Source organism: Gelidibacter sp. (genome assembly GCF_039916245.1).
In the GTDB taxonomy this organism is placed as follows: domain Bacteria; phylum Bacteroidota; class Bacteroidia; order Flavobacteriales; family Flavobacteriaceae; genus Gelidibacter.
The window spans coordinates 1-7,639 of sequence record NZ_JBDSLS010000293.1 but is presented as its reverse complement, the minus strand read 5'-3'; the positions used below and the strand labels follow the sequence as shown (position 1 = coordinate 7,639).

At 36.9% G+C, this 7,639-nt stretch carries 4 protein-coding genes; all 4 read left to right on the top strand.

Annotated features, from left to right (window positions below):
• Window positions 1-254: 254 nt before the first annotated feature.
• Entirely contained in the window at window positions 255-3,107 is a 2,853-nt protein-coding gene (uvrA, locus tag ABIQ28_RS14810) for an excinuclease ABC subunit UvrA (RefSeq protein WP_348038665.1), read from the top strand.
• 109 nt (window positions 3,108-3,216) lie between these two features.
• Window positions 3,217-3,384, top strand: a complete 168-nt coding sequence (locus ABIQ28_RS14805) for a lmo0937 family membrane protein (RefSeq protein ID WP_348038663.1) — start codon at window positions 3,217-3,219, stop codon at window positions 3,382-3,384.
• A 586-nt stretch (window positions 3,385-3,970) separates the two neighbouring features.
• The gene (locus ABIQ28_RS14800) at window positions 3,971-4,660 is read left to right on the top strand and encodes a TIGR00730 family Rossman fold protein (RefSeq protein ID WP_348038661.1); all 690 of its coding nucleotides are present in this window, start codon (window positions 3,971-3,973) and stop codon (window positions 4,658-4,660) included.
• Between the two features lie 214 nt (window positions 4,661-4,874).
• Window positions 4,875-7,639, top strand: a 2,765-nt coding sequence (locus ABIQ28_RS14795) for a metalloprotease (RefSeq protein WP_348038659.1), incomplete at its 3' end; no start/stop codon positions are given.

The following is a 7,639-nucleotide window of genomic DNA, read 5'->3' as shown; positions in this document are numbered from 1 at the left end:
CTTTATTTATCTCTATTCTTAGTAGATCAACGCAGCTTTAATCTGTCAACAATGATTTATAATCGATTTTATTTCGACTAAACACTTCATGATTTTCATATTTTAGAAATTGTAACCACTAAAAACCAAGCACTTATTTAACAAAACTCTAAGCAACCCTCACTTCATAATTTAATGCAGAAACTGTATCTTTGCAACCCTGTTTGGATTACTGAGCAGTCAGATGATTTTGCTAAAGCCCATTCTACAATTCCATGAGTCAATTTGAAGATACAATTGAGGTTCAAGGCGCGCGCGTTCACAACCTAAAAAACATAGATGTTTCCATTCCCCGAGAAAAACTTGTCGTCATTACAGGACTTTCTGGGAGCGGTAAATCGTCATTGGCTTTTGATACCATTTATGCCGAAGGTCAACGACGTTATATAGAAACATTTTCGGCGTATGCCCGTCAATTTCTTGGTGGTCTCGAACGTCCCGATGTGGATAAAATCGATGGTCTTTCACCGGTGATCGCCATTGAGCAAAAAACCACCAGCAAATCGCCACGTTCAACCGTGGGTACGATTACAGAGATCTACGACTTTTTACGTTTGTTATACGCGCGAGCAAGTGACGCTTATAGCTATAATACGGGCGAAAAAATGGTCAGTTATACCGATGAGCAAATCAAAAGTCTGATCAAAGAAACTTTTAACGGCAAACGCATCAATATTTTAGCGCCTGTGATTCGCTCACGTAAAGGACATTATCGTGAATTGTTTGAGCAAATCGCCAAACAAGGCTTTGTTAAAGTACGTGCCGATGGCGAAGTCAAGGACTTGGTAAAAGGCATGCAATTGGACCGTTATAAAAATCATGATATTGAAATTGTCATCGACCGTCTTAAAATTGATGATTCTGTCGATAATGACAAACGTCTCACCGAAACGATTAATACGGCCATGTATCATGGGGAGGACATCCTTATGGTATTGGATCAAGACACGAATGAAACACGCTATTTTAGCAGAAGTTTGATGTGTCCCACTTCAGGAATTTCCTATCCAAACCCTGAGCCGAATAACTTTTCTTTCAACTCGCCAAAAGGTGCCTGTCCAAAATGTAATGGAATTGGCAAACTCTATCAGGTTAATGATAAAAAAATCATTCCTGACGACAGTCTTTCTATAAAAGCTGGTGCTTTAGTTCCTCACGGTCCTTATAAAAACAGCTGGATCTTCAAACAATTTGAAACCATTGCCCAACGGTACAACTTTGAGTTGACGGATCCTTACAAGGACATACCTGAAGAGGCTAAAAAAATGATTTTATATGGTGGCAACGAAAAGTTTTCTGTAGAAAGCAAAACGCTTGGGGTTACCAGAGATTACAAAATCGATTTTGAAGGGGTCGCCAATTTTATTGAGAATCAATTTACTACAGCCGAAACAACTTCTTTAAAACGTTGGGCAAAAGAGTATATGGACAAGGTGGAATGTGACTTATGTCATGGCTCGCGTTTACGTCAAGAATCACTTTATTTTAGGGTCAACGGAATGAATATTGCTGAATTGGCCAATATGGACATTAGCGATTTGGCGCAATGGTTTTCTGATTTGGCTCCGAAATTATCCGATAAGCAATTCCAGATTTCCGAAGAAATTATAAAAGAAATCAGAACCCGTGTGCAGTTTTTATTAGATGTTGGATTGGAATATTTATCACTTAATAGAAGTTCAAAATCATTATCAGGCGGTGAGGCACAACGGATCCGATTGGCCACTCAAATTGGCTCACAATTGGTCGGCGTGCTCTATATTTTGGATGAACCAAGTATTGGTTTACATCAGCGTGACAACGAAAAATTAATCAAATCATTGATCGCACTTCGTGATATCGGTAATTCTGTTATTGTGGTGGAGCACGACAAGGACATGATTGAAAGTGCCGACTATGTGATTGATATCGGCCCAAAAGCTGGAAAGTATGGTGGCGAGATCATCAGTATTGGAACGCCTGAAGAACTTAAAACACACCACACGCTTACCGCAGATTATCTAAACGGCACCAAACAAATCGAAATTCCGAAAAAACGACGTGAAGGCAATGGCAAGTTTATAGAGTTGAAAGGCTGCACGGGCAATAATTTAAAAAACGTTTCTGTAAAACTCCCGTTAGGAATGATGATTGGCGTGACAGGAGTTTCTGGCAGTGGAAAATCGACTTTGATCAATGAAACGCTGTACCCTATTCTCAATGCTCATTATTTTAATGGTGTCAAAAAACCAATGCCTTATAAAAGCATTAAAGGTTTGGAGCATATTGACAAAGTGATTGACATTAACCAATCGCCTATTGGAAGAACGCCTCGTAGCAATCCTGCAACTTACACCAAAACCTTTGACGAAATTCGCAGTTTATTTGCCAAAATTCCAGAAGCCATGATTCGTGGTTATAAACCAGGACGTTTTAGTTTTAACGTGAAAGGTGGGCGTTGTGAAACTTGTCAAGGTGGTGGTTTACGAGTTATTGAAATGAACTTTTTGCCCGATGTTTATGTCGAATGTGAAACTTGCCAAGGCAAACGTTTTAATAGAGAAACCCTTGAAATTCGTTACAAAGGAAAATCGATTAGCGATACTTTGGACATGACCATAAATGAAGCGGTTGATTTCTTTGAACACATTCCAAAAATCCATAATAAACTCAAAACGATCAAAGATGTTGGTTTGGGTTATATCACGCTTGGACAGCAAAGCACTACGCTTTCTGGAGGCGAAGCACAGCGTATCAAACTAGCGACTGAATTGAGCAAGCGCGATACAGGAAACACCTTTTATATTTTAGACGAACCTACCACAGGCCTTCACTTTGAAGATATTAGAGTTTTGATGAATGTTCTCAATAAATTGGTTAATAAAGGAAATACCATCTTAATTATTGAACATAATATGGATGTCATCAAAACAGTAGATTATATTATAGATATAGGCTATGAAGGCGGCAAAGGCGGTGGAGAAGTCATTGCAGAAGGAACTCCGGAAGAAGTGGCGAAACACAGGAAAAGCTACACTGCAAAATTCCTAAAAAAAGAACTTGAAATTCACAAAAACGAAGCAATTTAAGAGTTCCACTAATAAACCTTAATCAATTGTGTTAAAGTTTTACTCATATAAGCACACAAGATAGTCCTAATTTTTATTACCTTGGTACTTAACTTTAAAACTAACTATTATGAGAAATATTCTTTGGCTTGTAGCCGTAATTTGTATTATAATATGGCTTTTAGGATTTTTTGGTGTTGTAGCAGGCATGTCAAACAGTGGCTTAATCAACATTCTTTTAGTAATCGCAGTGATTGCTATTCTTTACAATATCATTTCTGGTCGTAGACCGCTATAAGCACACTTTATTAGTATTATAAAAAACGCACATATAAAAAGGTAAATCGAGAGATTTGCCTTTTTTTATTGTTAAGACGCTTTATAAATAGAAATATTAATAATTGATGATGTGACAATTAAACTCTAAGTTAATGAGGTACATCCTGCTTTTCTTCATAATGACATCATCTTTAACCAAATTATAGGAAATTTACGATGATGTCACCATTCTATGGCTTCAAGAATTCCCACGAAATAGTACATGATCGTCGAGATTCAATAACCAAACAACACCTTATCTAACCTAAATAATCAACAATTTGAAGCAGGTCATTAACCATCCATCTAACTTTCCAATTTCCAATCTAAAATTTTTTTAAAATTGATCGAATCGAACTTATTATGATATTTTCCATTAAATTTGTCTGTTTTGGCATTTCTAAAGGGAGAAGAAAGAGGATAGAATTTAGAGAAGACCAATGACAGATGTTCTCAGACTGAAGACTGCCAACTGCCAACTGCCGACTGCCAACTGCCGACTGAAGACTGAAGACTGAAGACTGAATACTGAAGACTAATAACACAATCAATAAAGAATATATCTAATGAGATTAGAAAAACACAGTAAATCTTGGAATGAAATAAAAACAAACGATTCTTGGGCCATTTTTAAAATAATGGGCGAGTTTGTAAACGGTTATGAAAAATTGAGCAAAATTGGACCTTGTGTTTCCATTTTTGGTTCAGCCCGTACCAAACCAGATCATAAATATTATAAATTAGCAGAAGAAGTGGCCAGAAAAATTGTCGAACATGGTTACGGTGTTATCACTGGTGGCGGTCCGGGCATCATGGAGGCAGGAAACAAAGGCGCCCATATTGCTGGCGGAACTTCGGTGGGTCTGAATATTGATTTACCTTTTGAGCAACACGACAATCCCTATATAGACGCTGATAAAAGCTTGGATTTTGACTACTTTTTTGTCAGAAAGGTCATGTTTGTAAAATATTCGCAAGGTTTTGTGGTGATGCCTGGGGGTTTTGGAACTTTGGACGAATTATTTGAAGCCATTACACTAATTCAGACCAATAAAATTGAAGAATTCCCGATCATTTTAGTGGGCACTGAGTTTTGGGAAGGCCTTTTAGGATGGGTACGAAGTACACTTTTAGATTCATTTGGCACCATCAGCGCAAAGGACTTGGATCTTGTTCATATAGTGGATACGCCTGATGAGGTTATTGAAATTCTAAACAGTTTTTACAAGGAGTTTGAATTAAGTCCGAACTTCTAAATTTTAAACAATAAATTTTTACTATTAGTTCTAAAATTTGAATAAATTAGAGCTCGTATAACGATACGAATTGATATGTTGGCGGAAAATATATCAGATAATTTCTTATAAATCACCAACAACTTAAATTAGAGATTCCTTGGCCGAAATCTTTTTTTTGCGAAAAACCAGGAATAATCCTTCGGGCTCTAACAGAATTTTAAAACTTTAAAATTTGTCATTTAGCACATTAAAAAGACGGTTTCTTTTCAGTTTATTGGTTTTCTATGCGGCATTGATGTTTGGTCAAAATAAGATCGACATCGATGCTACATTTGACGTGGGAAAAAAGAGTGCAAAAGTCTCGCAGACCATTCGCTATCAAAATAACACAAACGATACATTAAAAACGATTTACCTAAACGATTGGAACAATAGTTTCTCAACCAAAAGAACTCCGTTGGCCATTCGGTTTGCCGAAGAATACAGTACAAAATTCCACTTTGCGACCAATGAAATGCGAGGTTTTACAAATATTACCGCAATAAAAGATGAAACTGGAAAGGAACTCAATCATACCAGATTAAAACAGCATCCTGATGTTGTAGAAGTAGAGCTGTCCACGCCGCTATTGCCAAACGAGTATTATCAAATTGACCTTTTTTACAATCTGCGATTTCCCGATGATACCTTTACGGATTATGGAATTACGGAAGCTAACGATCTTAATTTAAAATATTGGTACATCACTCCTGCCGTTTATGATGGAGCTTGGCATTATTACAGCAATAAAAACTTGGACGATCTGTTTGTTCCAAAAGCCGATATCAGTCTCAAAATAGAATTTCCGAAAAATTATGGCGTTTATTCTGAACTCGCCATTCAAGAAACGGTGCCCCATGACAGCACACAAACCTTTTATCTTTATGGAAAAGATCGGGTGGACAGCAAACTCTATCTCAATAAATTCCCGAAATTTAATTTTGTACAGACAGATAATTTCACGGTCATTACTGATTTGGAAAATGAAGGCATCATGCCTATCGATCGTGCCATCCTTACCGATAAAATCACGCAATTCATTACTAAAAACCTAGGGAAATATCCGCATGATTTTCTTTTAGTAACAAATATCGAATATAAAAAAGATCCACTTTATGGCTTGAATCAATTGCCCAAATTCCTGAATCCATTTCCTGGAAACCTGCAATATGAGCTTAAGCTTTTGAAAACCACCCTCGGCAACTACCTTGACAACACGCTCTTATTAAATCCGCGAGAGGATTATTGGCTAAGTGATGGCATTCAGATTTATTATTTGATGAAATATGTGGAAGAGAACTATCCGGATCTTAAATTGTTGGGCACTTTAGGCGATTATTGGGGCGCTCGTTCATTTCATGCCGCCAGTCTTAATTTTAATGAGCAATACAATCTTTATTTCATGCAAATGGCGCGCACCAACAGGGATCAAGCCTTAACAATGCCTAAAGATGCATTATTGAAATTCAACGCCAGTATCGCCGGGAAATATAAAGCAGGGATCGGATTGAAATATTTAGATGATTTTGTCAATGGTGATGTCGTTGAAAAAACCATTCAAGAATATCTTGAAATTTCAAAATTAAAAAACACGACCTCTGCCGATTTTGAAAACTTATTAAAAAAGAATACTGATAAAGACGTCGATTGGTTTTTTGAAGACTATCTCAATAGCAGAAAAAAAATAGACTTTAGAATTAAGGATATTGTCAAAACTGATGATTCTGTCACCTTTACCATTAAGAATAAACGAAAAAACAATTTCCCTGTTTCTCTATTTACTCTTAAAAATGATTCCGTACTATCAAAAACATGGATCGAGCATATCTATGGTTCAAAAACATTAACCATTCCGCGCAACGAGGCTACCAAGTTGGTGCTGAATTACGATAATACAATTCCCGAAAATAACCTTCGAGACAATTGGAAGTCACTAAGAGGCTGGTTTTTCAACAACAAACCTTTACAGTTTCGCTTGTTTAAGGACTTTGAAGATCCCAACTATGATCAGGTGTTTTTTATGCCATTAGTAGAATTCAACAATATTTATGACGGCTTCACGCTGGGTGCCAAAATTTATAACAAAACGCTATTGATGAAAAATTTCACCTATAGACTGTCACCCAAATATTCTTTTAATTCAGAAACCATTACTGGCAGCGCCATGGGTCTCTATACACAGCATGTTGACGATAAAAACCTACATATGATCACCTATGGCCTGAGCGGTGCTTATGCCTCTTTTGCGAAAAATGCCTTTGTAACCAAAATCAGTCCCAGTGTCTCCTTTCATTTTAGAGACAACAATAACTTTAGATCCAACAAATCGAGTTATATAAATTTGAGGTATTTAGATATTTCCAGATCCCTCAAGGACAATCCAATGCTTACCGTAATCGATCCTGATTATAGTGTTTTTAACATCCGATATGTGAATGCCCATACTGATTTGATTGATTTTTCAAAATTTTATTATGATTTTCAAGCCGCTAAAAAGTTCGGAAAAATAGCAATCAACTACGAGTGGCGAAAACTTACAGAAGGCAACCGACAATTCAATTTCAGGTTTTTTGCTGGGACATTTCTATACAATAAAACCGATCCAACCTCCGACTATTTTAGCTTTGCTTTGGACCGACCAACCGATTACCTATTTGATTATAACTATTTGGGACGTTCTGAAAACTCAGGGATCTTCAGTCAGCAAATTATCATTGCCGAAGGTGGATTTAAGTCCAAACTAGAGACGCCTTTCGCCAATCAATGGATGGCTACTGCTAATGTGAGCACAACTATATGGCGCTATATTGAAGCTTATGGCGATATTGGTTTGGTGAAAAACCGATCCTTCAATCCCGAATTTATGTATGACTCTGGAATTCGACTCAATTTAGTAACCGATTATTTCGAACTTTATTTCCCGCTCTATTCAAATTTAGGATGGGAAATTGATCAACC